This window comes from Micromonospora sp. NPDC047548 (genome assembly GCF_040642975.1).
Lineage (GTDB): Bacteria > Actinomycetota > Actinomycetes > Mycobacteriales > Micromonosporaceae > Micromonospora.
On record NZ_JBEYTI010000004.1, the window covers coordinates 72,294 to 94,285 of the forward strand.

General features: G+C 72.1%; 30 protein-coding genes, 1 tRNA gene and 2 pseudogenes. 7 read left to right on the forward strand and 26 right to left on the reverse strand.

Going from position 1 to position 21,992, the window contains the following annotated elements:
• Positions 1-5 precede the first annotated feature (5 nt).
• The 23 genes and pseudogenes from ABZ807_RS05535 to ABZ807_RS05645 form a co-directional block, all read right to left on the reverse strand.
• Positions 6-416, reverse strand: coding sequence for a hypothetical protein (locus tag ABZ807_RS05535; RefSeq protein WP_357153301.1), 411 nt, complete (start codon positions 414-416; stop codon positions 6-8).
• Positions 416-1,027 carry a hypothetical protein gene (locus ABZ807_RS05540; RefSeq protein WP_357153303.1) on the reverse strand — a complete coding sequence of 204 codons (612 nt, stop codon included), beginning with the start codon at positions 1,025-1,027 and terminating at the stop codon, positions 416-418. Before ABZ807_RS05540 ends, ABZ807_RS05535 begins: the two co-directional genes overlap by 1 nt.
• A 4-nt stretch (positions 1,028-1,031) precedes the next feature.
• Entirely contained in the window at positions 1,032-1,346 is a 315-nt protein-coding gene (locus ABZ807_RS05545) for a hypothetical protein (RefSeq protein ID WP_357153306.1), read from the reverse strand.
• Positions 1,347-1,520 (reverse strand): hypothetical protein, encoded by a 174-nt coding sequence (locus ABZ807_RS05550; RefSeq protein WP_357153308.1) that lies wholly within the window; start codon positions 1,518-1,520, stop codon positions 1,347-1,349. It abuts the gene before it with no gap.
• On the reverse strand, positions 1,520-4,633 hold the full coding sequence (locus tag ABZ807_RS05555) for a phage portal protein (RefSeq protein ID WP_357153311.1): 3,114 nt from the start codon (positions 4,631-4,633) through the stop codon (positions 1,520-1,522). The genes ABZ807_RS05550 and ABZ807_RS05555 overlap by 1 nt, the downstream gene beginning before the upstream one ends.
• Positions 4,634-4,693: 60 nt before the next feature.
• On the reverse strand, positions 4,694-6,160 hold the full coding sequence (locus ABZ807_RS05560) for a terminase (RefSeq protein WP_357153313.1): 1,467 nt from the start codon (positions 6,158-6,160) through the stop codon (positions 4,694-4,696).
• Between the two features lie 205 nt (positions 6,161-6,365).
• A complete protein-coding gene (locus ABZ807_RS05565) occupies positions 6,366-7,949 on the reverse strand; it encodes a hypothetical protein (RefSeq protein ID WP_357153315.1) in 1,584 nt (527 codons plus the stop codon).
• 100 nt (positions 7,950-8,049) lie between these two features.
• A complete protein-coding gene (locus ABZ807_RS05570) occupies positions 8,050-8,355 on the reverse strand; it encodes a hypothetical protein (RefSeq protein WP_357153317.1) in 306 nt (101 codons plus the stop codon).
• Positions 8,348-8,704, reverse strand: coding sequence for a hypothetical protein (locus ABZ807_RS05575; RefSeq protein ID WP_357153318.1), 357 nt, complete (start codon positions 8,702-8,704; stop codon positions 8,348-8,350). Before ABZ807_RS05575 ends, ABZ807_RS05570 begins: the two co-directional genes overlap by 8 nt.
• Complete coding sequence (locus ABZ807_RS05580) at positions 8,689-9,468, reverse strand: histone-like nucleoid-structuring protein Lsr2 (RefSeq protein ID WP_357153320.1); 780 nt, start codon at positions 9,466-9,468, stop codon at positions 8,689-8,691. The genes ABZ807_RS05575 and ABZ807_RS05580 overlap by 16 nt, the downstream gene beginning before the upstream one ends.
• Positions 9,465-9,767: a hypothetical protein gene (locus ABZ807_RS05585; protein ID WP_357153322.1), complete on the reverse strand. Its 303-nt coding sequence runs from the start codon at positions 9,765-9,767 to the stop codon at positions 9,465-9,467. Before ABZ807_RS05585 ends, ABZ807_RS05580 begins: the two co-directional genes overlap by 4 nt.
• Entirely contained in the window at positions 9,767-9,961 is a 195-nt protein-coding gene (locus tag ABZ807_RS05590; RefSeq protein ID WP_357153324.1) for a hypothetical protein, read from the reverse strand. The genes ABZ807_RS05585 and ABZ807_RS05590 overlap by 1 nt, the downstream gene beginning before the upstream one ends.
• 32 nt (positions 9,962-9,993) lie before the next feature.
• Positions 9,994-10,998 (reverse strand): phage Gp37/Gp68 family protein, encoded by a 1,005-nt coding sequence (locus tag ABZ807_RS05595; protein WP_357153325.1) that lies wholly within the window; start codon positions 10,996-10,998, stop codon positions 9,994-9,996.
• Positions 10,991-11,524: a hypothetical protein gene (locus tag ABZ807_RS05600; RefSeq protein WP_357153326.1), complete on the reverse strand. Its 534-nt coding sequence runs from the start codon at positions 11,522-11,524 to the stop codon at positions 10,991-10,993. The genes ABZ807_RS05595 and ABZ807_RS05600 overlap by 8 nt, the downstream gene beginning before the upstream one ends.
• Complete coding sequence (locus tag ABZ807_RS05605) at positions 11,521-11,760, reverse strand: hypothetical protein (RefSeq protein ID WP_357153328.1); 240 nt, start codon at positions 11,758-11,760, stop codon at positions 11,521-11,523. Before ABZ807_RS05605 ends, ABZ807_RS05600 begins: the two co-directional genes overlap by 4 nt.
• Positions 11,760-11,984, reverse strand: coding sequence for a DUF6011 domain-containing protein (locus tag ABZ807_RS05610; protein ID WP_357153330.1), 225 nt, complete (start codon positions 11,982-11,984; stop codon positions 11,760-11,762). The genes ABZ807_RS05605 and ABZ807_RS05610 overlap by 1 nt, the downstream gene beginning before the upstream one ends.
• Entirely contained in the window at positions 11,977-12,372 is a 396-nt protein-coding gene (locus tag ABZ807_RS05615; protein ID WP_357153332.1) for a hypothetical protein, read from the reverse strand. The genes ABZ807_RS05610 and ABZ807_RS05615 overlap by 8 nt, the downstream gene beginning before the upstream one ends.
• A 29-nt stretch (positions 12,373-12,401) precedes the next feature.
• Positions 12,402-12,959: pseudogene (locus tag ABZ807_RS05620) on the reverse strand (sigma-70 family RNA polymerase sigma factor); the annotation flags it as partial.
• A gap of 101 nt (positions 12,960-13,060) precedes the next feature.
• On the reverse strand, positions 13,061-13,183 hold the full coding sequence (locus tag ABZ807_RS05625) for a hypothetical protein (protein WP_357153334.1): 123 nt from the start codon (positions 13,181-13,183) through the stop codon (positions 13,061-13,063).
• Positions 13,183-13,929 carry a hypothetical protein gene (locus ABZ807_RS05630; protein ID WP_357153335.1) on the reverse strand — a complete coding sequence of 249 codons (747 nt, stop codon included), beginning with the start codon at positions 13,927-13,929 and terminating at the stop codon, positions 13,183-13,185. Before ABZ807_RS05630 ends, ABZ807_RS05625 begins: the two co-directional genes overlap by 1 nt.
• 17 nt (positions 13,930-13,946) lie before the next feature.
• Positions 13,947-14,216 carry a hypothetical protein gene (locus ABZ807_RS05635; RefSeq protein WP_357153337.1) on the reverse strand — a complete coding sequence of 90 codons (270 nt, stop codon included), beginning with the start codon at positions 14,214-14,216 and terminating at the stop codon, positions 13,947-13,949.
• A gap of 1 nt (position 14,217) precedes the next feature.
• The gene (locus ABZ807_RS05640) at positions 14,218-14,403 is read right to left on the reverse strand and encodes a hypothetical protein (RefSeq protein WP_357153339.1); all 186 of its coding nucleotides are present in this window, start codon (positions 14,401-14,403) and stop codon (positions 14,218-14,220) included.
• A complete protein-coding gene (locus tag ABZ807_RS05645; protein ID WP_357153341.1) occupies positions 14,400-14,669 on the reverse strand; it encodes a hypothetical protein in 270 nt (89 codons plus the stop codon). The genes ABZ807_RS05640 and ABZ807_RS05645 overlap by 4 nt, the downstream gene beginning before the upstream one ends.
• A gap of 271 nt (positions 14,670-14,940) precedes the next feature.
• On the opposite strand from ABZ807_RS05645, the gene ABZ807_RS05650 reads away from it, so the two are divergent.
• The 4 genes from ABZ807_RS05650 to ABZ807_RS05665 all read left to right on the forward strand — a co-directional run bounded on the left by ABZ807_RS05650 (position 14,941) and on the right by ABZ807_RS05665 (position 18,767).
• On the forward strand, positions 14,941-15,351 hold the full coding sequence (locus ABZ807_RS05650) for a helix-turn-helix transcriptional regulator (RefSeq protein WP_357153342.1): 411 nt from the start codon (positions 14,941-14,943) through the stop codon (positions 15,349-15,351).
• A complete protein-coding gene (locus ABZ807_RS05655) occupies positions 15,351-16,796 on the forward strand; it encodes a recombinase family protein (RefSeq protein WP_357153344.1) in 1,446 nt (481 codons plus the stop codon). Before ABZ807_RS05650 ends, ABZ807_RS05655 begins: the two co-directional genes overlap by 1 nt.
• A 396-nt stretch (positions 16,797-17,192) precedes the next feature.
• The gene (locus ABZ807_RS05660) at positions 17,193-17,615 is read left to right on the forward strand and encodes an HPF/RaiA family ribosome-associated protein (protein ID WP_357153346.1); all 423 of its coding nucleotides are present in this window, start codon (positions 17,193-17,195) and stop codon (positions 17,613-17,615) included.
• Positions 17,616-17,711: 96 nt separating this feature from the next.
• The gene (locus ABZ807_RS05665) at positions 17,712-18,767 is read left to right on the forward strand and encodes an alpha/beta hydrolase (protein ID WP_357153348.1); all 1,056 of its coding nucleotides are present in this window, start codon (positions 17,712-17,714) and stop codon (positions 18,765-18,767) included.
• 7 nt (positions 18,768-18,774) lie between these two features.
• Here ABZ807_RS05665 and ABZ807_RS05670 read toward each other — a convergent pair whose 3' ends face one another.
• A complete protein-coding gene (locus ABZ807_RS05670) occupies positions 18,775-19,458 on the reverse strand; it encodes a hypothetical protein (protein ID WP_357153350.1) in 684 nt (227 codons plus the stop codon).
• 148 nt (positions 19,459-19,606) lie between these two features.
• On the opposite strand from ABZ807_RS05670, the gene ABZ807_RS05675 reads away from it, so the two are divergent.
• Positions 19,607-19,682: transfer RNA gene (locus ABZ807_RS05675), tRNA-Arg, on the forward strand.
• A 184-nt stretch (positions 19,683-19,866) separates the two neighbouring features.
• On the opposite strand, the pseudogene ABZ807_RS05680 reads toward ABZ807_RS05675, so the two are convergent.
• Both ABZ807_RS05680 and ABZ807_RS05685 read right to left on the reverse strand, forming a co-directional pair.
• Positions 19,867-20,106 (reverse strand): annotated as a pseudogene (locus ABZ807_RS05680) (hypothetical protein); the annotation flags it as partial.
• Between the two features lie 163 nt (positions 20,107-20,269).
• Positions 20,270-20,503 (reverse strand): hypothetical protein, encoded by a 234-nt coding sequence (locus tag ABZ807_RS05685; RefSeq protein ID WP_357153351.1) that lies wholly within the window; start codon positions 20,501-20,503, stop codon positions 20,270-20,272.
• Positions 20,504-20,641: 138 nt separating this feature from the next.
• Between ABZ807_RS05685 and ABZ807_RS05690 the strand changes: the two genes are divergently transcribed.
• Positions 20,642-20,884, forward strand: a complete 243-nt coding sequence (locus tag ABZ807_RS05690; protein ID WP_357153353.1) for a winged helix-turn-helix domain-containing protein — start codon at positions 20,642-20,644, stop codon at positions 20,882-20,884.
• Positions 20,885-21,072: 188 nt separating this feature from the next.
• On the forward strand, positions 21,073-21,966 hold the full coding sequence (locus ABZ807_RS05695; protein WP_357153355.1) for a septum formation family protein: 894 nt from the start codon (positions 21,073-21,075) through the stop codon (positions 21,964-21,966).
• Positions 21,967-21,992 lie beyond the last annotated feature (26 nt).

Sequence of the window (21,992 nt, forward strand, 5' to 3'; positions counted from 1 at the left end):
GGCCGCTACGCGCCCTTTCCGGTGATGTCGAGGTGGAAGATCGCCGCGAGGTACGGCCCGCCGGCGTTGTACCTGGCTTCGTCGAACTCGGCCCACGCCACCCGCACGCTGTCGCAGCTGGAGTACGTGTGCGCCTCGATCGCCTCCTTCACGCTCTTCGGGCCGGACCCGTCGGCGTACGCGGCGACCGCCTTCCGCGCCGACCGCTCCGCCGGCTTCCCGACCAGCACGACGACAGTCAAGTCCGGGTACTGGTCGCTGCCGCGGCCGTACGTCCCGTCGTAGGTGATGCGCTCCGGCAGGGCGATGATCGCCGCCGGTGGGGTGATCTTCTCGACGCCCCACGGCGGCACCCGCAGCCCCGTGATCGTCTTCAGCGCGGTGCTGAGGTCGACGGCGACGGCTTCCAGGTTCATCAGCCCACCACCCACGACTCGCGGACGAAGGGCTTCAACATCGCCTCGACGTCCGGGTCGAGCTTCGCCAGCAGCCGCAGCTCCGACCCCTGATCCGGCGACCCCGCAATGCCGTACGGGGAGTCACGCCGGGACAGAAAACGCGACGCCTGAAGCTTCACGGCCGACTTGACCGTCCCCGGCGTCGCCGTCCAACCCCACGACGCGGTGATGGCCACCTCGAACTCGTCACCCGTCGGCTGAACCGGCGACGCCGGGTCGACGGCCAGGCGCGTCCACGGCCGGGACAGCTTGGCCGCGTTGATGGGCGTCAGCGTGTAGGCGGTGATCGTTCCGGCCGGCACCGACACGGCCAGGCCGCCGGTCGTCATCAGATCGTCGATCTCGACCACCCACCGCCGGCGGCGAGGCCGCCACCGCGCGGTGTACCGGCGTTCCTCCGGCGCAGCAACCTTCCCGAACTGGCGCATGCCGTTGGGATGGGCGGCGTTGTCGACGGCCCGGGAGGCGGCCTCGATCGCCGAGACCACCTCCACGTCGTCGATGGCGTCGTCGATGCGGGTGAAGTCCTTCAGCTCCACATCGGTCAGGTACGCCGGCGCCCACCCCATCGGATCACTTCCCGGCGAGCTGCACCGCGGCCACCGTCAGGGTCGTCACCTTCGAGTAGGTGACGGCCACGATGGTGCCAGCGGTGGTCCGGTAGACGGGGATGACCGCGAGACCGGTGGTTGCCGGCACGCTGTACGGGACGCCGTCAACGGTGACCGTGGTCGCCGTGGCATCCGCGTTCTGCACGAGCAGGAACACGCCGAGATCCCACCCGGCAGCCCTACTGCCGGCCGCCACAGTGTCACCGCCTCCGTTCGCGGCCACCCGGGCGACGTTGGCCAGTCCAGCTGCCGCGTCCTGCGTTGCGAGCAGCGCCATCTACTCCACCTCCTCCAGCACCCATCCGTTGCCGTCGCCCCGGTCGACGTACCCGCCGGCCCGGGCCACCGGTTCCTGCTTTACCCGCTTGGGCACGCCCTTCTTCGCCGGGGCCTTGCTCTCCGGCTCGCCGGAGGTACCCCGCGGGGCACCTCCGGCCGTGTCGCCGCTCATCAGGTGATCCGGAGGCCGCTCACGCCGACCGGGCGGAGCAGGTGGGTCCCGAAGTAGCCGAACAGGTCCAGCTCGATCTTCGCCGGGCCCTGCTTCTCCTCGAACCGGAAGGTGAGCAGCGGCGACTCCCACGCCCACACGTCCAGCTCGTTGCCGATCAGCATCTGCGAGTCGCCGGCCGCCTGGCCGGTCATCGCCCACGCCGGACGGAAAGCCAGACCATCGACGTCCCAGCCCTGCGTGATGGCGTTTCCGGTGCCGATGCTGTTCTGCGCGCCGACGCTGGGGAAGATCGGACGGCCCGTCGAGTCCATCGTGCCCGCGATGATCGAAGTCGCGTTCTGGCCCATGAAGGCGAAGGACGGCGATGCGAAGCGCGCGAACGGGTACTTGGCGAGCTGCTGCCGCATGCCCTTGATCAGCGCCGCCTCAGCGAACGGCGTGCCGCCGGTGCTGGCGAACGTCGCGGCCTGCGCGCCGGAGGGAACGAAGCCCGCCGTGATGGTGCCGCCAGCGCCGCTGGCGCCGTTGAGCAGCGTGTAGACCTTCGTCTCCGTCTGCCGGTTGTACGACTCCATCATCGCGTTGAGCGCGATCTGGTCGATGGCCGGGTTGCTGGAGTCGACGATCTCCCGCGTCAGCACGAGGCTGCCGGAGATGGCGCCCGGGGTGATTGTCTTCGTGGTCAGCACCAGGGTGCCGTCCGTCGGGTTCGTGCCTTCGACGTGGTCGGCGGTCCCGCCCGAGACGGAGCCGAACACCGGCACGACGAACGGGGTCGCGTTCCCGATCACGCCCCGGCTTGTCGCGCTGACCAGCGGCCTGCCCTGAGCCAGCATCGGCACGAACAGGTCGGGCCGGTAGCCGGGCGGAATCACCTGGCTGGCGTTGCCCGTGGTGACCGTGGCGAACTTCTGCCGCGCCAGCTCCGAGTGCGTCAGCTTCGACAGGTCCTCGGTCTGCATGCGGAACTTCCGCAGCCGGTCGATCGCGTCGTCGTCGCGGTGGTGGGCGGCGTACCAACCGTCGCGGACCAGCGACGGGCCGACACCATTCAGCGCGTAAATCGGCGCCTCGCGGGTCACCGTGTACCGCGCGGCGCGTACCGGCTGCGGCCCGTCCTGCGGCGCGGCGATGTTCTCCAGCGCGACCTTGAAACCCGCGGAGACGGACTCGCCGATGGACTGGCCGAGCTGCTCCACCAGGGTCTTCTGGCTTTCCTTCATCGAGTCGGTCAGGCCGGAGACGAATCCCTCGAAGTCGAACGTCTGCGGCTGGCCGTTGCCCTTGTCTTCGGGCATGCCATTTCCCTTCTGGTCTCGGCTGGCCTTCACGGACGTCAGCCGGGCGTCATCGAAAGCGGGGGTGCCCGTGATGGCAACGCCGCGGAGGTTGGCCTGGCGGACCAGGCGCACCGACTCATCGGTCGGGTCCGGCTGCCACGAGTCGAAGCTGTCGAAGTCGACCTCGACCGAGAAGCCGTCGAGAATGCCGTCTTCGGCCTTCTCCAGAGCACGATCACCCTCGGGACCGCGACCGACCTTGAAAGTCCCCATGAGCCCTCGCGATGAGGACTGAAGGCGAGTGGCAACGCCGATCAGGTCGCGACTGTCGTGGTGCTGGTTGAGCTTGATACGGCTGACCTCGGACCAACTCACCGAGTCCTTGGCGAACCGCCACTTGCCCATGCCGTTGTTGGCAACCTTGCCCCAGGGAAGCAGAAGGCCCGTGATGGTGCGGCGCTCCGGATCTACCTGGAAGTCCTGCGGGTCGGGCGCCACGAACTGCAGCTGCACCGGATCACCCGCGTCGAAGTTGACCGTGTCGCGTCCCACGCGATCCTCCCTGCGTTCCTGCTGGCTGCCGGGCGGCGTCGGCTCCGGCGCGGTCGCCGGCGGCGCGGCCGGCTGGCTCTGCTGCTTGCTCGTCGCCTTCCGCACCCGCGCCACCGGCAGGTCCTCCAGGTCCGCGATCCGCTCGTCGTCGTACGCGCCGACCTCCCGGCCGGCCTTGTACGTCTGCATCCGCGTCATCGCGTCCCCGCGCAGGAACCCACCAAAGTCGATCCGCGCCTCGTAGCCGCGCGGCAGAACATCCCGCATCGACAACCGCTCCTGAACCGCGGACACGTACCCGCCGAAGCTGGTGTTCAGCAGCGCCTGCCACCGCTGCTCCTGGTTCGCGTACGTACGCGACGTCACCGACACCTGAAGATCCTCAGCGTCCAGGCCCGTCGCCCGCGCGACCTCCAACACCGCATGCTGCCGCTGCGCGGCCAGCTGCAACTGCTCCGGCGACCACTGCAACGTCTTCGGCTCGATGTCCCCGCTGACGTACCCCCACGCCCGCTTCGCCCGCGCCGCCTCCCAGTCGTCGAGCATCTCCTGGACGTCGTCGTCATCGGGCTCGTCCGCGCCGTCCTTCGGTGCGAAGTAGCCGAGCGGCATCGGATCCTTCACATACAGGGCGGCGGTCTGGTCAAGCAGCAGACACGTGCGGATCGCCCGGGCCGCGTGGCGCAGCAGCGGCGGGTTCGGCGAGTCGAACCGGATCACCTCACGGTCGTCGACCGGCCGCCCGTCGATGTACACCTGCCCGTCCGCCGGGAACGGCTGGTCCGGGCTGATCTGCGCCTGCGACGGCATCAGCGACCCGGCCGGCGCCACGTGGACGCTGTCGACCGGCACGTGCTGGGCCTCGACCGGGTAGCCGTGCCATCCGACCTTCGTGACCCGCAGCCAGGCGATGCCCTCGAACAGCAGATCCTCGAGCAGCTGCGCCTTCACCACCGAGTTGGCGATGTTCGGGTCGATGTTGCCGCTCGGCAGGTACGTCACATCGTCGACGACGCGCCGGTCCGGGCCGTGTACCCGGATCGGTAGGGTCGCGAGGCTGCCGCAGATCAGGTTCCGGGCGCGGAGCACCGCGGTCACCTGTAGCGCCTCGGCCCGGGAGATCCGCGGCGCGATCGCGCCGCCACCGGTCATCGCCTGGAGCATCTCCGCCGGCACGGACACCGCGAACTTGGCCGAGGGCTGCGGGGCGTCCATCTCGGCGGCCGCCGGCTCCGGGGCGGCCATCTGGGCGGCCGGCCTCGGCCGCCACCCAAACATCTCACGCCACCCCACACACGAAGACTAACACCGGCATTGACATTCCGGTATTGCGCTTCGTCAGTCCTTGGCCAGGCCCGACCGGTTCCGGCCAACGATCACCCGCGGCTTCCCCACCGGCTTCGGCAACGTCCGCGCCAGATGCGCCGCCCCAGCCACCGCGTACACCGCGTCAACGGGCTTGTCACCGGCCCGCGTGAACACCCACCCGTCACCGCGCTTCAGCGGCTCCGCGCCAGCCACCTGCGCGTCTAGCATCGCCTGGCCGGAGTGCGCCAGCGTGCGGGCCTTCACCTCTTTGGCCAGGCCCATGCACACCGCCGTCGTCTCACCGCGAATCTCCGCGACCTTCACCCCGCGCGGCGGCCAACCCCGGGCGCCGTCCTTGCGCCGGTCGGCGACCTTTGCGGCCACCGCGGCCGCCGGACCCTGCGGGAACCAGCCGAGCACCTTCGGCTTCAGCTTCTCCACCCACCCGGGCAGGTCCCGCTCCAGCTGCGACGCCGCAGCCGGCCCGGTCCACTCCGCCACCGTTTCCGCCCGCACCCGCCCATCCTCAAGCACCGCTGCCGCAGCGAGCGTGGCGTGCGTGCCGTCCGGCGACAGGTCGATGCACGCCGCCAGCCGCGACCGCACGTCGGCCAGGTCGCCGACGTCCTTGCAGCCCCGCCACGCGATCGGGTCGATCGCCGGGTTCATCAGCCGCACCCGGATACACATCCGCTCCGTCTGAAAACCGGCCAGCGCCTTACCGCCCAGCCGCTTCGCCCGAGCCGCCGCAGCGAGCAGCACCTCCAGGTCCAGGCCGTACCCGACGCGCGGATTCGCCTGAAGCAGCGCGTCGACGTCCTCCGGGTCCGCATCCTCCGGCGCGCTGTACTCGATCAGGCCCAACCGCGGGTCACCGACGCCGGTCTCGATGAACTCTCTCGCGGCGTCCTGCAAGTCGTTGAGCACCACGCTCTTGTCGGAGCCGGCGTTGGACAGGCACCAAATCTGCGCGTCCTCCGGCGAGCAGGCCGGCTCGAACGCCTCCCACGCCTCGTACGTGTGGTGCTGCCGCAGCTCATCGGCGATGCCCCGGTCGATCGTCAGCGACCGGCCGCCCTCCGCATTACTTGCGGCGATCTTGTACCGGGCGCCGGCGATCGACCACGACTCGGTCTCGCCGTTCGTCCGCCGGTACCACTTCCTGCCCGGCTCGTGCAGGTCGTCGAACGCCCGCGTGGCCGCGACCAGCCGCAGCGTCGCCTGCCACGCCTCCTTCGCGTACGACAGCTGGGTGGACGTGCCGAGGATCAGCGGCACGCCCTTCCGGAACTGCCACCACGCGCACATCACCTTCGGCAACGTCGTCTTCCCGTTCTGCCTGCTGATCAGCAGCAGCACGATCCGGAACCGCGGCCGGCCGTCCGGCAGCAGCTCCAGGCCGTGGATCGCGGAGAACCGCTGGAACGGCAGCAGCGGATGCCCGATCTCCACGGCGAAGGCGGCCAGCTCGAACCCCTCGCTGGTCTCCGGCGTCAACGCGCACCCACACCCGCACGGCCCGGGAGGTCCGGTGACCAACGGTGGCGTCCAGAGGCGGGGCGTCGTGGAGCCGATGAGCGGACGGGCAAGATCGGTCATACCTGGTCCAAGTCGGGCTTCGGGGAGAGGGAAAAAGGACAGGGCGCGGGTGTCCGCCAGGTCCCCGCTGGGGAAAAACCGGGCCGCCGGACCGCGGTCGTGGTCACCATCGGGTCACTGGCCTGTTCGGTGGGTCGATGTGCTGGGCCGGGTCGCCGATGTGCAGGTTGCAGGGCCCGCACGCAGCGACGATGTGACGCGGGTCGTCCCCCGTGGTCGCGCGACCGAGGGTGTGATGCGCGTGGCCCGCCTGCGGCCCGCTCAGGGCCGCCTCGCCCGTGCACGTGTGTTCGCCCGGGACCCGGTCGCACCACCCGTCCTCGTGCGCGCGGCACCGGTACCCGTCCCGGGCCAGCACCTGAGCTCGGCGGGCCCGCCACGCCCTGGTGCTGCCCCCGGCCCATGCCTGACTCACATCCCCTCCGTCCCGACCTTGGTCCTGTAGTGCCCCTGAGCGTTCCTGTGTGGCCGCCTGTAGGGGAGCACATGGCTGATCAAGTTGTACTCCCGTCTGCGGGATGACAGGCGGGGTCCGCCCTTTGCGGCCTCGCCTGCCCCTCTTGCGGTTCGCCTGGGCTGGGCGGGGTAGGGCGCCCGACCCGTCCCGACCCGACCCGACCTTTCCGGAAACCGGAGGCTTGGGATCTGCCGGATCGGCCGATGGTCGGCCGGTTTCCGCCGGGCGGTATTGATCTTGGTTCGGGGTGCGCGGGGTGGGGCTGCTCGCCCCGTCGCGCTGGGCGCGGTGCCCCTTGGTTGGGGTCGCGCGGGCGGTGGTGGCGCGGTGTCCCTCGGCGGGGGTCGCGCTCGGGTGCGGGGTCCGGCTGGAGGCCGGGTCGCGGTGGGTGGGCGTGGTCCGGCCGGGTGCCGGGTCGCCGGTGGCGTGGTCCGGCCGGGTGCCGGGTCGCCGCGGGTCCTGCGAGGTCGCGGGGGCCGGCTGGTCACCGGGTCGCGGGTCGTCGTCGTGCTTGCGGGGTCCGCCGGGCAGGCCGGAGGGTCGCGGGGTAGCGGACGCGGGCACCTCGTAGCCGTGCTTGGCGAGGTGCGCGACGGTCAGCGCGCCGTAGTACGGCTGCGCGGGCGCGGGCAGCAGGATCCACCGCTGGGGGTCGGAGTCCTTGCCGCGCTGGCCGTTGCACTGGTTGCAGGCGACGACCAGGTCATCGGGGCTCTGGGCGGCCCTGCCGGGGGTGCGGTGGTCGTAGGTGCCGGCCAGGCCGCCCTTGCGTGCGTCCCAGTTGACGACACGACCGCAGTAGCGGCAGCCGTCGCCGTCGCGCAGCCGCACGGGCACGGTCAGGGCGGGGTTGCCGTTGTCGTTCTTACGCTGGCGCTCCCACGCCATCTCGGCCTTCAGCCGGATGTGGAACAGGTGTTCGGAGTCGTCGGCGAGCAGCCAGCCGCCGTCGACCCGGGTCCAGATGCCGGCCCGGGCGACCCACTCGGCGAGGTGCTGCCACTGCGGGCCACCGTAGAGGGCCACGGTGGCGTCGGGGACCACGTAGTCGGTTTCCTGGGCGGCGGAGTAGGTGGCGCAGAGCCAGGCCAGGCCGGCGATGGCGGGCAGGCGGAGGTCCCACCCGTCCAGGTCGTCGTCCGGGCCTCGCTGCCACGCGAGGGGTGCCAGGACACGCGGGTTCATCCCGCTGGTGTCGCTGGACTTGAGCCAGGTCACCAGACGACCCACTTAGTGATCATGGTCAATGGATCTCCCGGTACGGTGCGGCGCGGCCACCAACAGGGGTGGCCGCGCCGGAGGGTTGGAACAGCGGTGCGGGCGGTGCGGGCTACTCCGGTGGATCCGGCGGGTAGCCGCGCCGGCGTAGGCTGCGCAGCGCCCGGCGCTGCGTCCAGCCCGATCCGCACCGGGTCAGGGATCCGTCCTGCGGCCACCGACGCGGCTCCGCCAGATAGCCGTTGAAGCTGTTCTTCACCTCTCGCCAGCGGCCGGCCCGGGCCCGCCCAGCGACGTACCGGAGGGTCCCCAGCACCCGGCGCAGCGCCCACCGGAGCGCTCCGTTGCGCCGGGCGCCGCGCAGCATCAGGAGGTCGGCCAGCACGCCGACGGGGTAGACGTCCACGTCATCAGCCACGCTGGCCACCGCCCACCGAGGTCAGGTGCACACCGGCACCGTCGCGCAGGTCCATGCCGGGCAGTGGGTCCGGCCGCTTCGGCGGCGGGATCCGCTTGTCGGTCAGCCGCTTCGCGTGCGCCAGCAGCCGCACGGCCTCGTCCGGGTCGGTCTCCGGCTCGATGCGCAGCAGCCGGATCGTCGGGGTGGGGATCAGGTCGCCCTCCACCACGTCGTGCTTGATGGACACGCAGTCCAGCACCACGATGGCGACGTGCTGGCCCTCCGGGTTCTCCAGCAGCTGCTGCCGGATCTCGGCCAGGCCGTTGACCTCGTACGGCGGCAGCGCGGCCTTCAGCTTGGTGGCCATGGGCTACTTCCTTCCTGGCTGGTGGCGGTGCGGTAGCCGTCCATCACGTCACGGGGGATCCGGCCGAGCGCCGGGACGTCGACCCCGTTCTCCCGGGCCCACGCCCGAACGACCTTGGCCGGGACGTCGCCGCCCGGATTGTCGGCCTTCCCCTCGTCCTTGCGGGTGGTGGCCGTGCCGCCAGCGACACGGAACTGCTCGCGTGCCTTGGCCAGTTCGGCGCTCAGCTGGTCGATGCGGCGCTGCGCCTCCGCCTTGGCTCGCACGGCAGCCTCGGCAGCCTCGGCTGCTCGGCGTTCATCGGTCAGCCGGGTGCGGAGGTCCTCGGCCAGGGCGGTGAGCTTCGCGCCCAGCGAGCGGGTGCGCTGGTGCGGTGACGCCGACGCGGCAGCGAGCAGGTCCGCCAGGACATCCGTGGCCCGGGCGATCGTCGGTGGGGCCGGCGCGACCGCAGGGGGCCGCAGAGTGCCGGTCAGGGGCGGCACCTGGGTGGTACGCGGAAGGCCGGGCACGCCCGGCTTGCCCTGCGCGGCCGCCACCATGCTGGCCCGCCGCTCGTAGGCGGTGGCCAGCTGGCGTGCGGTGTCCCGGTCGCCGGCGCACATGTCGTTGATGAGCCGGGTCACCGACCGTTGCCCCAGGGTGGTGAAGTCCGCGATTTCGATCTCGCTCTTACCGTCGGCGAACAGCCGCAACACCTCGTACTGCGTGCGGCTGGCGACGACGACCGGGGCAACACGCACCGGGCTGCCAGAGGTGCTCACGCCCCACCACCGGCGGCCGCCGCGGCTTCCTGCTCTCGGTACTCCGCCACGATCCGGTCGCCGAGGTCGGTCAGCTTCCACGCCCGGACGCCGTTGGCGTCGGCCTCGGACTCGTCCGGCAACTCCACCAGGCGGGCCTTCCGCAGCGGCTTGAGCCGGGCGACGGCGGGGCGGTGGCCGAACGGGAACTCGGCCAGCTTCTCCCAGTCCGGGCGCGGGATACGCGGGTCGTTGTGCACCCGGCCCTGCTCGACGGCGAAGAGCGTCAACACCTGCTCTTCGTCCAGGCTGATCTCCATCAGGTGGCTCCGATCGTGCTGGTCTGGTACGCGGCCACCGCCGCGGTGGTCTTTGCCGCCAGGGCCTGCTCCGCGCAGGTCTTGTGCGAGGGGCGGCCGTCGTCGTCGCGCAGCACCGTGTGCAGGCCACAGTGCCGGCACTTCCCGGCCCGCTTCGCCACGTGCTCGGGGCCCCACACCAGGCAGATGGTCACGCCGCCAGCAGCTGCTCTTTCGTCACGGCCGCTCACCCCTGGCCCTGCCTCGGGTACTCGTCCCAGGTGTGGGCGTCGAGGGTCCGGCCGGCGGCCTGCTTGCCCGTCCGAGCCAGCAGCCAGGTGCGCGGGTCGGCGGCCTGGTGCCCCTCCACGACGTAGCCGGTCCGCTCGACCTCGATCACCCGGGTGCCGGCCAACTCCAAAGCGGCGGCCTCCATGCGGGCCTCGTCCCCGTCCGCGTCGTCGTCGGCCTGGTCGTACAGCGGGCCGAGCGGCGCCCACTCGCCCCACTGCTTGAAGAAGTACGGGATGCCCGCCGCGCGGCACTGGTCACGCAGCTGCCGCGCCCAGTCCGGGTGCATCGGCCGGGCCTGCCGACCGGACTCCCCGCCGACCACTACCCAATCGATCCCGCCGTCGACAAGGGCGTCCTTGTCCGTGAGGTCCAGGTCGACGGGGCCGAGCAGCGGTTCACAGGACAGCCAGCGGACGGCCGCCGGGGTGTCGATCAGCGCAGGCACCCGCAGGCCCGCCCGTTTCTGGTCCTCCACCGAGACGCCCAGCCAGACGTTGCGCAGCGGCCAGGTGTCCCACGGGTTGCCCGCGGTGATGTCGATGCCCTCGTGGCCGAGGGTCGGCGACTCGCACTGCACCAACGTCCGGAACTCCGGGTCGTTGAGCAGCGCCCGCATCCGCCCGTGTCGCTTGGTGAGCAGCTGGAAGGTGTGCTGGTGCGCGGCCGCCATCACGGCGAACACCTCGGCGATGTACTCCGTGGGGACCTGGTCGTGGAACAGGTCCGACATGGAGTTGACGAAGACGCGGCGGGGGCGCTTCCACCGCAGCGGCAGCGCCAGCTTGGCCGGGCGGGCCACCAGGTCGAAACCCTGCTCGAAGTAGTGGCCGGGGGTGCCCCGAAAGCGTTCGGCGAATGTCTCGGCGTAGCAGTGGTCACAGCCCGGGGAGACCTTCGTGCACCCGGTCACCGGGTTCCACGTAGCGTCGGTCCACTCGATGGCGGTCTTGTCAGCCATGCCGCTCCGCCCTCCGCACAGCGCGGGTGGTGCGGCGGCGGGCGCCGGTCTCGGTCCACGCGTAGCCGTGCCTGGTTTGGGCGCCGGCGGCGAGGACACCCCAGTGCCAGCGGCGCCGCCACCACGGCCGGGCGTCGATGCGGCGCGGCTGGAAGTCGAAGACGCGGACCTCCGGCAGGGCCGCCAGCGTGACCGCCTCGGGCTCGGCCGGCTGGGCGGGCAGGGGAGGACGAGCATCCAGCCCATCCGCCGGCGGCATCGACAGCGTTGCGGACCAGAGCTGGCCGGCGGCCACGCGGCTGCCCTCGAGGGCGCGGGCTTCGTCCTCGATGAGGCTCGTCGACCTGGCCGTGAGCAGCGCGGCGGGACGGGCCGGCACCGCGGGCAAGCAGCCCAGGCGCTCGGGCTGGCCGGGCCGGTACTCCGGATAGGTGGCGTACCCGGGCCGGCGGGCGGCCGCCGCGCGCAGCTGGGCGTCGGTCAGTACGCGGGCCGGGGCGATCGGGGTCGGGGTCTGGTCGGTCACCGGTACTCCTCTCGGTCGCGCTCGCCGAGCACGGCGGCGTCGTGGGCTTGCGCGGCCTCCACCAGGTGCCGGGGCAGGTCGCGGGGCGGGGCCGCCGGGTCGGGGTGCCGGGCGTCGCCCGTCCTGCCGACGACATGGCACGTCTGGCACTCGATGCGGCCCTGGTGGTCCGGGGGCGCGCCGGGCGCGGGCACGAACTGGTGCTGCCGGCCGGTCGGCTGCTTGCGGTTCGACATCACGGCACCTGCTCTTCGTCCTGGCCGTCGTCGCAGGCGGCGTCGAGCAGGTCCGGGCCGTCCTGGGCGGGCCGGCCGCCCGGCCCGGGCATGCCGGGCAGGGCGGCCGGCGGCGTCGCCGGCGGGCGGGTCTTCGCGTCGCACACCGGGCCGCGGCCGCGCGCCCGGCTGGCAGGGGTACGCAGCTCCCGGCCGCACTCCTCGCACTCCTGCCGCTCACTCATCGCTGGCCCGCGGTCGGATCAGCGGCATGTCAGCGGGGACGTCGAGCCTGACCGGGGCCGGGCGGGCGATCGGCCCGCCGGTAGCCAGCCTGCGCCGCTGGCTCGTTTCGTCCGTGCTGGTGCGCGGGGGTGCGGCGAGCGCGGCGGCCAGCTCCCGGGCCAGCGGGTCGAAGACGTCCCACAGGTTGGCGGCTCCCCGGAGCAGCGCCGCCCGGTGCTCGGGGCTGGCGTACCGCTCGGCGAGGGTGAGCAGGTCCCGGAACGCCTTGGACGTGGTGATCTGCTCGTCCAGCTGCCGCTGGCGGGCGGCCACGGCAACCGTGATCGCGCCGACGATGAAGCCGGTGACCAGCGCGGCCACCACCGTGATGGCGTACTGAGCGGGCATGGTGGTACCTCCTGCGGTGAGCGCGTGGATCATCGGGTGGGGGCCAGTCCGGGCGGCACCAGCCGGGCGAGGGCACGGATGGCCCGGTACTGCAGCGCCTTGACGGCGTCCTCGTTCTTGCCCATCGCCTGGGCGGTCTCGGCGATGGACAGGCCGAGCAGGAAACGCAGCCGGATGCACTCGCGCTGCTCGGGGCGGAGCTGCTGCACGGCGGCGAGCAGCTCCAGGTTGGTGAAGTGCTCGACGACCAGGCCGGCCGGGTTGCCCTCCGGGGCGTGGTCGACGCGGTCGCCGCCGTCGAGCATGTCCCCGACGGTGACCTCCAGCCGGTAGCGGCTGGACTTGAAATGATCGGCGAGCAGGTTCCGGGCGATCGTGACCAGCCACGCGCCGATGTCCCGGCCCTGCCAGGTCACGCCGTCGATGCGGCGCAGCGCGCGGACGAACACCTCGCTGGTCAGGTCCTCGGCGAGCTGGCGGTTACCGGACCGGGAGTAGAGGAACCGGAACACCATCTGGTGGTACGCGGCGTAGATCTCGCCGAACGCCTCCCGGTCACCGGCCTGCGCCGCCACCACCAGGTCCCACGACGTGGTGGTGCCCGTGGTGGTCCGCTTGCGGGTCTGCTCGGCCGCCGGCGGGCCGGCCTGCGCAGGCACCCGCACCGTCCGGGCGGTCACCGCGGCGGTCACCGGGCACCCGTCCGGTACCGGTCGAGCTCCGCCAGCAGGGCCACCAGTGCGGCCATGAAGAGCAGCCCGCCGACCTCGGGCGCCGCCTCGCGGACACCCTGCACGATCCCGGCCCACATCACGCCGGCACCGCCTCGGCCTGCTCGGCGGCGGTCGGGACGACGGCCACCAGGTCGACCCGGGCTCCCCGCCAGTCGACGATGGCGTGGTAGCCGGTCGCGCCGACCATCGCCCAGTGCTGGGCGCTGCGCAGCCCGCCGAGCCGCTCCGCCCACGCCTCGGCCTCGGCCTGGGTGTCGAAGTCGAGCTGCACGGCGGTGCTGCGGGGGTCGAAGCGGACCGCGAGCGGCGCCGGCAGCGCGGGCTGGTCCACGGCGTACGCCATGCGGCGGATCTCCCGCAGCATGCCGGCACGGAAGATCCGGACCAGCGCCGGCTGGCCAGCCGCGGCCGCCATCACGACCTCGGCCGGTGTCGCGGTGCTGACGACCTCGATGACGATCGCCGCAGCGTGCGCCAGGTCGACGTCGCGCACCCGACCGAAGTCGGGGTCGGCCTCGCGGCGCCGGCTGGCGAGCGCCTCGGGGCGCTCGCCGGTGAAGTCGATGCCGCTGCCACAGGGCCGGTCGCTGACGTCGTCGCGGAGCCGGAAGGGGAGGAAGCCCTCGCTGGTCGCTGCGGTCTTGGCCGCCTCGGCGTGCGCCTCGCACACGTTCACCGTCCCGGACAGCTCGCCGTAGGTGACGCCGTCGCGGGTCCGGTAGATCTCGAAGCGGACGGCGGCGGGCGCGCCGCAGCCGGGGAGCTCGGGCAACCGGCGAGCGGCGGTCTGCGCCACCTCGGGGGTGGCAGGTACGTTGGTCATCTCGACCGTTCCTTTCGTCAGGGTTGGGGCGGGTAGAGATCCGGGGTCACGTCCGTTGCTGCGGACGTGGCCCCTTCCTGCTGGCGGCTGCGCTGCAGCTCGTCGAGCAGCTCGGCAAGCCGGCGGGCGTCGTAGTCCCGCCGTTCCTGCTCCGTGGCCGAACGCCACGGGATCGGCGTCGGCTCGGTCGCGGTCGCGGGGGGCGCGGTCAGGGCGGCGACGATCAGGAACAGCCCGGCAGCGATCAGCGCGGCAGCCTGCGCGGCCAGGGCCGCGGTGCGGCCCATCTCAGGCGGCCTTCCGCTCGCGGGCGGCCCGGCGCTGCCACACGGCCACCTGGATCTCGGCGAGTACCTGCGACAGCGCCTCGGCGGCGGCCCGGCCGCCCGGGCTGTTCGGGTCGATGGGCTGGATGGGCTTGCGGGGGCCGGACGGGGGCGGCGGCGTCGAGGGGCCGGACGGGGGGTGCGTCATGCTGCGATCTCCGATCTCGTTCGCCCGAACAGCGCCTCCACGGAGGTGTCGAGGTCGGCCGCCATCCGCATCGCCAGCGCCAAGCCGGCACCCTTGTGGCCGTTGCGGATCAGGGACATGTGGGTCCGGCCGATGCCGTGCCGCTCGGCCTGCTTGGCGACCGTGTCCAGCCCCTTTCGCTTGGCGAGGGCGTCGTAGACCTCCAGCCGCAGACGAACCGCGTCGGGCTTCGGCGACTCGGCGTCGGGATTTGGCGTCGGTTCCATGCCAGACACGCTAGCCGTCGCCTAAAGGCAACGCAACATGTGACGCCAAAATCCGGCCGATTCAGCCGTTCGGTTGAGTGGCAGTGACCGGCTTCTCTGCCTTATCGTTGCCTGTAGGCAACGCTGGCAGGGGGTCGGAAGCATGGGTCAGAGGGTCAACGGGGCAGGCGCAGCACGGATAAGGCTACGATCGGCGCTCAGACGTGCCGTCACCAAAGGGCAACGCCCCCCAAACCACCGCTGCCGCTGGTCCAGCGCCTATGGTTCGCCTATGGGCGACGCTTCCTCCCCTGCCGAAGACTGGGCAGGTTACCTACGGCGAATGACCAGCCGACCCGGTTGGAGCGTCGCCAGGCTCGCGCGTGAGGCCGGCATCCACCGCGGCACAATCTTCGGATGGATCAAGGGTGAGGGTGTCACCGTCGCCAGCGTGAAGGCCATCGCGAAGGCCCTCGGCGACGACGAGGCACACGCCCTGGCCGCCGCCGGCGGAGCCGCCGCCCACGGTGACCAGCTCGACCCAGACCTTCGGATCATCATGCAGCGACTGGATGACCCGACCGTGAGCGAGCCGGAGAAGGCCACAATCCGCGCGACTCTGCGCTACCTGGCTGACCTTGCCGACCGGCAGGACCGCGGGCGGCGAGAGCGCGGGGGCGAGCAGGGCCGCGCGGCGAGCTGATGCCCCGCCGCCGCGGCCAGCTCGCCGCCGTCCCCGACCAGCCCCGCCGGTTCGTCGCCTACCGGCGCGTCAGCGAGTTGATGGGCCGCGGCGGCGACGACTTCCACTCGCCGAGCATCCAGCTCACCGCGATCCGCCGCATGGCCAAGCCGGCCGGCCTGCGAGAGGTCGCCGTCGTCGACGACATCGACCGCACCGGCAGGCACTTCAGCCGCGAGGGCATCGACCGCGTCCGCGTCATGGCCAAGGCCGGGCAGATCGACGTCCTGGCCGTCTACAAGGTCGACAGGTTCGGCCGCAACGTCCTCGAATCCCTCCAGCTGCTCGCCGAGCTGGCCGCCGCGGGCGTCACCATCATGTCCGCCACCGAGCAGATCGACACGTCCACACCGTCCGGCCGGTGGATGCTCACTAACCTGCTGTCCATCGCCGAAATGCAGTCCGATGAGATCGGCCGAGGCTGGTCAAACACGATCGCCCGCCGCGCGGAAAAGGGCCAGCATCACGGCCGGCCCTTGGGGTATCTGCGGGTTGATAAGCGGCTCGTACCCGATCCCGTCGTCGGGCCAGCAATCACCGAAGTGTTCCACCGATATGCGGCCGGCGAGCCGATCGGCGAGGTGACGGAATACCTTGCGGCAATTCGCGGGAAAGCGATGCATACCGCGAACGTGAAAAAGCTGCTCCGCAATCCCGCCTACCGGGGAATGGTGGTCGCCGGCGACGAGGTGCTGCCCGGCGAGCATGACCCCCTGGTCGACGAGGTGACGTGGCGGCGAGTGCAGGACCGGCTGGCGGCCGAGGCCGGCACCCCGCCCCGACACCTGGCGCCCACCTGGCCGCTGGTCGGCCTGGTCGAGTGCCCGCAGGAGCACAAGCTCCAGCGGCAGGGCGACCGCCTCGTCTGCGGGCAAGGCCGCGGCGACGTCAAGGGCGGCAGCTGCCCCGGCGTCGGCCGGCCAGTGCTCGCGCGGCTGGTAGACGAGGTGCTGCGCCAGGTCGCCGAGTGGGCCGCCGAGCTGCGCACCGGTGACCACGGCGCGCGGTCCCGCCAGCTGGCCCGGATGGCGTCCAGCCGCGTCGACCGGGCTGCACTGGAGCGGCAGGTCACCGAGGCGCGTACCGCCATGGTGCAACTGGTCAAAAACAACGCCCTGGAGCGGCTACCCGATGCGGTGTACCGGCAGGCGATGGCCGAGCTCCGGGAGTCGGAGCAGGCCGCCGCCGGGCAACTCGCCCGCCTCGGTGCCGTCGACGTGCCGCCTGATCCTGTAGCGGCGGCGAACGCGGTCGACGCGCTGCTGGCGCTGTGGCGCGACCCGGAGGTGACCCACGCGGAGCGGGTGCGGGCACTACGGTCAGTCGTCGACCGGATCGTCGTGAGGCCCGCCGAGCGGTGGCGCGAGCCGGAGCACGACCGCGTTGACGTGCAGTTTCACTGGTAGCGGTCCGTGATCTCCGACGATCGTGACGTAGGTATCGAACATCGTCCCCTCCCAGGGGTTCCAGGGTCTGCCGTGGCGAGTCGACTCGATGCCGAGCCTGGCCGGGTGGGCGCTGCGCCGCGAGCGGACGGGACCGCCCTGTGGACGACGGGACCGCCTGTGGACAAGAACCTGATCAAGGTCCCGGTCTGCTAGGGCCAGGCGGCCCTGGGTGGGGCGTACCGGGGGCGACCAGGATCGGAGGCGGGGTCACCCGGCGAGGGAACGACCCCGGCTGGGTACGGATTTGATCAACCGAGGGCCAGCACAGCACGAGGTCCGATGAGAAAGGTCAGTGACGATGATTCTCAGCCCGCGTACCACCGGCTCCGTCCGCACCGAGCGGGAGGTGCGGCGATGAGCGCGGTGATCAACCCGGCGACCGTCGCCGAGTGCCTGCGCGTCGGCGGCGGCTTCTCCCAGGGTGACCGGAACTGGATCGTGGAGCAGTTCGGGACCCTGGACGCGCGGCTAGCCGCGTTCCACGCCGACGCCACCGAACTGGAGGTGTCGGTCAAGGACCGCGAGGCACGCGGGCAGAAGATCACGCTGGAATGCTGGATCGCCGGTCGGCAGAAGATCGTCACCACCTCCCGCGAGGAGGACCTGCGCGCGGCGCTCAACGACGCCCGCGACGACCTGCGCCGACGGCTCAACGACGCCAAGACCCGGCAGGAGCCCCGGCACAACAAGCACGTCCGGGCGATGGGCCAGCCGGGCCCCGACCAGGTGGCCGACGCCGACGGCGACCTCACCCGGGTCGACGCCGAGCCGGCCTGAGCGGCGCAGCGGCCGTCCCCGTCCGGCCGGTGCGTTCGGGCGGGGACGGCACCGGGGGCTACCGCCCGGTAGCTTCCGGGGCGTACCGTCGCCTCCGTGGAACTGGACGTGCTGGGGCCGCCGTACGAGCGGCAGACGATCGACCTGGGCACCGACGACGAGGGACCGGTGGTCGCCACCCTCGTCCGTCGGCGCGCCGAGCGCCCCACCGGGCGGGCCGTGCTCTACGTGCACGGCTTCGTCGACTACTTCTTCCAGACCCACGTCGCCGACTTCTTCGCCGCGCGCGGCTGGGACTTCTATGCCCTCGACCTGCGCAAGTACGGTCGCAGCCTGCTGCCGCACCAGACCCCGAACTTCTGCCGCGACCTCGGCGACTACTTCCCCGAGCTGGACGCCGCCGCGAAGATCATCCGTGCGGACGACGGCCACGACACCCTGCTCGCCATGGGCCACTCCACCGGCGGCCTGATCATCTCGCTCTGGGCGCACGCCCGACGCGACGCCGGCCTGGTCGACGGGCTCTTCCTCAACAGCCCGTTCTTCGACATCAACGCACCCTGGCTGGTCCGTCGACCCCTCGCGGCCGCCGTCTCCCGGCTGGGCCGCAGCGCGCCGCACCGGGTCCTCCCCTTCGCCCTGAACACCGTGTACGGCGAGAGCCTGCACGCCGAGCACCGCGGCGAATGGACGTACGACCTGGCCTGGAAACCGCTCGCCGGGTTCCCCGTCCGGGCCGGCTGGCTGAACGCGATCCGCACCGCCCAGCGGCAGCTGCGCGCCGGGCTGGAGATCCCGGTGCCCGTGCTGCTGGCCTGCTCGACCCGCAGCTTCAAGGGCATGAAGTGGCACGACTCGGCGGCCCTGGCCGACGCCGTCCTCGACGTCGAGCACATGGTCCGCTGGGCGCCCCGGCTCGGCCGGCACGTCACCCTGGCCCGCTTCGACGGCGGCCTGCACGACCTGACGCTCTCCGGTCCCGCCGTACGCGAGCAGGTCTTTGCCGAGGTCGGGCGGTGGGCCGAGGCCTTCCTCGGCGCGGGCCCGACGGACGCCGGCCCGGGCCCGGCGGACGCCGCCGCCCGCGCGGTCCCGACCAGCCGCGGACCGGCCGGGCAGGCCCAGCCGGCAGCCACGCCGCAGGCCGGCTGACCGCCGCTCAGCCCTGCGGCGGCAGCTCGGCGATGATCCGGTCGAAGGTGGCCACCGGGTGGCCGCCCGCGCCGGGCAGCACCAGGCCCAGGCAGCGCAGCCCGACCTCCCCCGCCGCGTCGGCCCGCACCCCGAAGACGGGCGCGCCGACGTACCCGGCGGGCAGCTCGCCGGTGACCCGCAGCCCGCCGTCCGCGCGGACCACCCGCTCGACCGCCACCTCCAACGGCCGCGAGCCGTCCGCACTGACGCCCAGCGCCAGCACGATCGCGGAGACCGGCTCCGCGCCGATCCGGGCGACTTCGTCCGCGCCGGCCGCGACCGCGTCCGGCACCGGTTGGGTACGCCAGCGCCAGCCCTGCCCGGCCGCCCGCCCGTGCAGCCCGCCGGTCGGCATGACCGCCACCCCGACGCCCGGCCGGTGCGCCCACAGCTCGGCGAAACCCGGCAGGACCAGCGCGTCGGCGGCCACCCCGGTCGGCTCGGTGACGCTCGGCCGCAGCCCGATCTCCCCCGCCTCGGCCCGGGTCAGGACGTCGGCGGTGAGCAGGAACTCGCCCGTCGGGTGCTGGAAGAAGAACGCCGTGCCGGCGGGCCCGTCGCCGACCGCGCGGATCGGCAGGATCGCCCGTCCCAGGAGCTGGCACAGCTCGTAGGCGACCTCGTTCTCGGCGTCCGGTTCCAGCAGCACGAAGCCGAGGGTACGGGCCACACCGGGCCGGAACCCGGGTGACCGGGCGGCGGTGGCGTGCGACGCTGATCACCGCGCCGGAGCGGGGACCCGTTCCCCCGTGGACCGGGAGTACGGCGGTACCCTCTTGGCGCGACACGCACGCCGCGCGCCCGTAGCTCAGCGGATAGAGCAGGGGACTTCTAATCCCAAGGCCGCAGGTTCGAATCCTGCCGGGCGCACCACCTCCTAGCTGGTCAACCGCCCCTGGCCGCTGATCATCGACTCAGGCCGGACACACCTCGGCCCCACCACACTCCACGCCACCCGTGGCCAGCCGTGCGCCGACCACGGGTCGCCCGGCGCTGCGGGCACCCCGGCGGGGCGGCGATCTTGGCGCAGGTTCGGGATGACAGCCGACCGCGTCGACCTGCGGGGCGTGGGCTCGGACCGCTGTACCTGCAGCCCGGCGGATTGCACGAATATCGACCGGCGGGCCACCGCCTCGCCCTTCTCGTCCAGTTGGTACACGTCGAGCCAGCACCACCCGTCGTAGGTCATCCAGTCGAGCACGCGGATCACCCGGCACATGATCGGCTTGACGAACTGCACGCTGGCCGCGCGGGTCACGTACATCAGGTCACCGACCTTGAGTAGGGGCACGCTCATCGCCAGCCCCAGAGATGGCGGAACCTGCGCCACGCCCTGATCCGGGCGCGAGCGGCCTCCGCCATCGGGCAGGAGCCGGTCTCAGTGCACTTGCAGCAGCGGTTATGGCGGTGATAGTCCAGGCAGTACCAAGCCGACTGCACCAGGAACGGCGCCTCTCTCCTCACAGCCGCCACGCCCTTCCGGACGACCGCCACTGGGCGGCGAGGGTCATCAGCGGACCAGTGCGCGGGTAGATCTGCGTCGGGGCGTTCCAGGACGGGGCGGCCGGAGCCCAAGCGCCAGTTCGATCCGGGTAGACGGTGGCGGGGCCAGTCCGGTCCAGGGGCGGGGGTGCCGCCGGGCGGCCGATCAGCCGCCGCAGGGCACGCATGATCAGCGAACACAGCGTGAGCATCCGATCCCTCTCCGTTGGTTTACGGCTCACACAGAAGGTAATGCGGCTGGTCCTGGAAGTACAGGAGGTACAGCTTGTTTAATAGGTCCAGGACCTATCTGATGATCGAGGCTTACTGGTCGTACGTAGGTTGAAGCGATGGTCGATCAGTTCTCGCCGATACCCCTGTACGTGCAGCTCGCCGACCTGATCACCAAGCGCATCGAGTCGGGAGAGCTACAGCCGCTCAAGCCACTGCCGAGCGAGCTCCGGCTACAGCAGGAGTACGGCGTGGCTCGCGGCACGGTCCGCGCCGCCATCGCCCTCCTGCGGGAGCGCGGGTTGGTCATGACCATGCCCCAGCGCGGGACCTACGTGACGGAGCGCCAACCCGGGACATAGGCCCCCACCACCAGGCAGGGGATGCGGTGGCGGGCGCGGCAGGGTAGTTCCGCGCCCCAGCGGCACACCCTGCGCCAGCGCGCCCAGCTCCGGACGGGACGTCCTGGTCGGCGCCGTATCCGCACCCGTACGGCTGTCCGCCTGCCGTATGCTGCGCGCGTCGTCACGGGGACACCGGGGAGAAACAGATGCGACGCCAGGGCAGGGCGGCGGCCACGGCTGCATTGATCATGGTGGCGTTGACGGGCTGCGGCACGCCGGCCGGCACGGACGGAGACCTCAGCGACGACTGGCGGCCGATCCCCGCGGCGCAGCAGTTCAGCCCGCAGGCCGGCGAGTGCCACGTGATCGCCGAGGCGACCGCCTACCTCACCAGCTACGCGCCGGTGGACTGCGCCAAGACCCACCTGGTGGAGACGTTCCACGTCGGCACCTTCACCGGCGACCTGGCCGCGCGGCCCATCCCGCCCAAGGTGGAGTCTGCGGCCATGCGCGTCGCTTTCGCCGACTGCGACGCCCGGGCCCAGAAGTTCGTAGGCGGTGACTGGCGGAACGCCCGGCTGTCGGTGCAGGTCGCGCCGACCTCGCCGGCCGGTTGGACGGGCGGCAGCCGCTGGTACCGCTGCGACATCTTCGAGCTGGACGAGGTGGACGGGGCCAACGGCGACTCCGACCGGGCGATCCAGCGGGCCGGCACGCTTCGCGACACGGTGCGCAGTCGCTCCCCGCTGACGTACGGCTGCATGAACGAGGACGAATGGGGACGGCTGCGGCCGGCCGGCTGCACCGTTGCGCACCAGTTCGAGTACGCCGGCATCTGGACCGCCCCGGACCGCTCCTACCAGGTGGCCGGGCGGGATGAGCAGACCATCCATGCCGGATGCCGCATGGTCGTGGCCCGGTACGCCAAGGTGCCGGTCGACGGTAACCTGCGGTACCGCACCGGCACCGCGTACCGATTGCCGTCCCGGGAGTTGTGGGCTCGCGGTGACCGGGGTGTGCGCTGCTATTTCTGGTCCAGCGGCCGCAAGCTCACGCGGTCGATCGCCGGCGGCGGCCCGAAGGTGCTGCCGATCAACTGAGCCGGATCAGCGCGGAGCTGACGCCC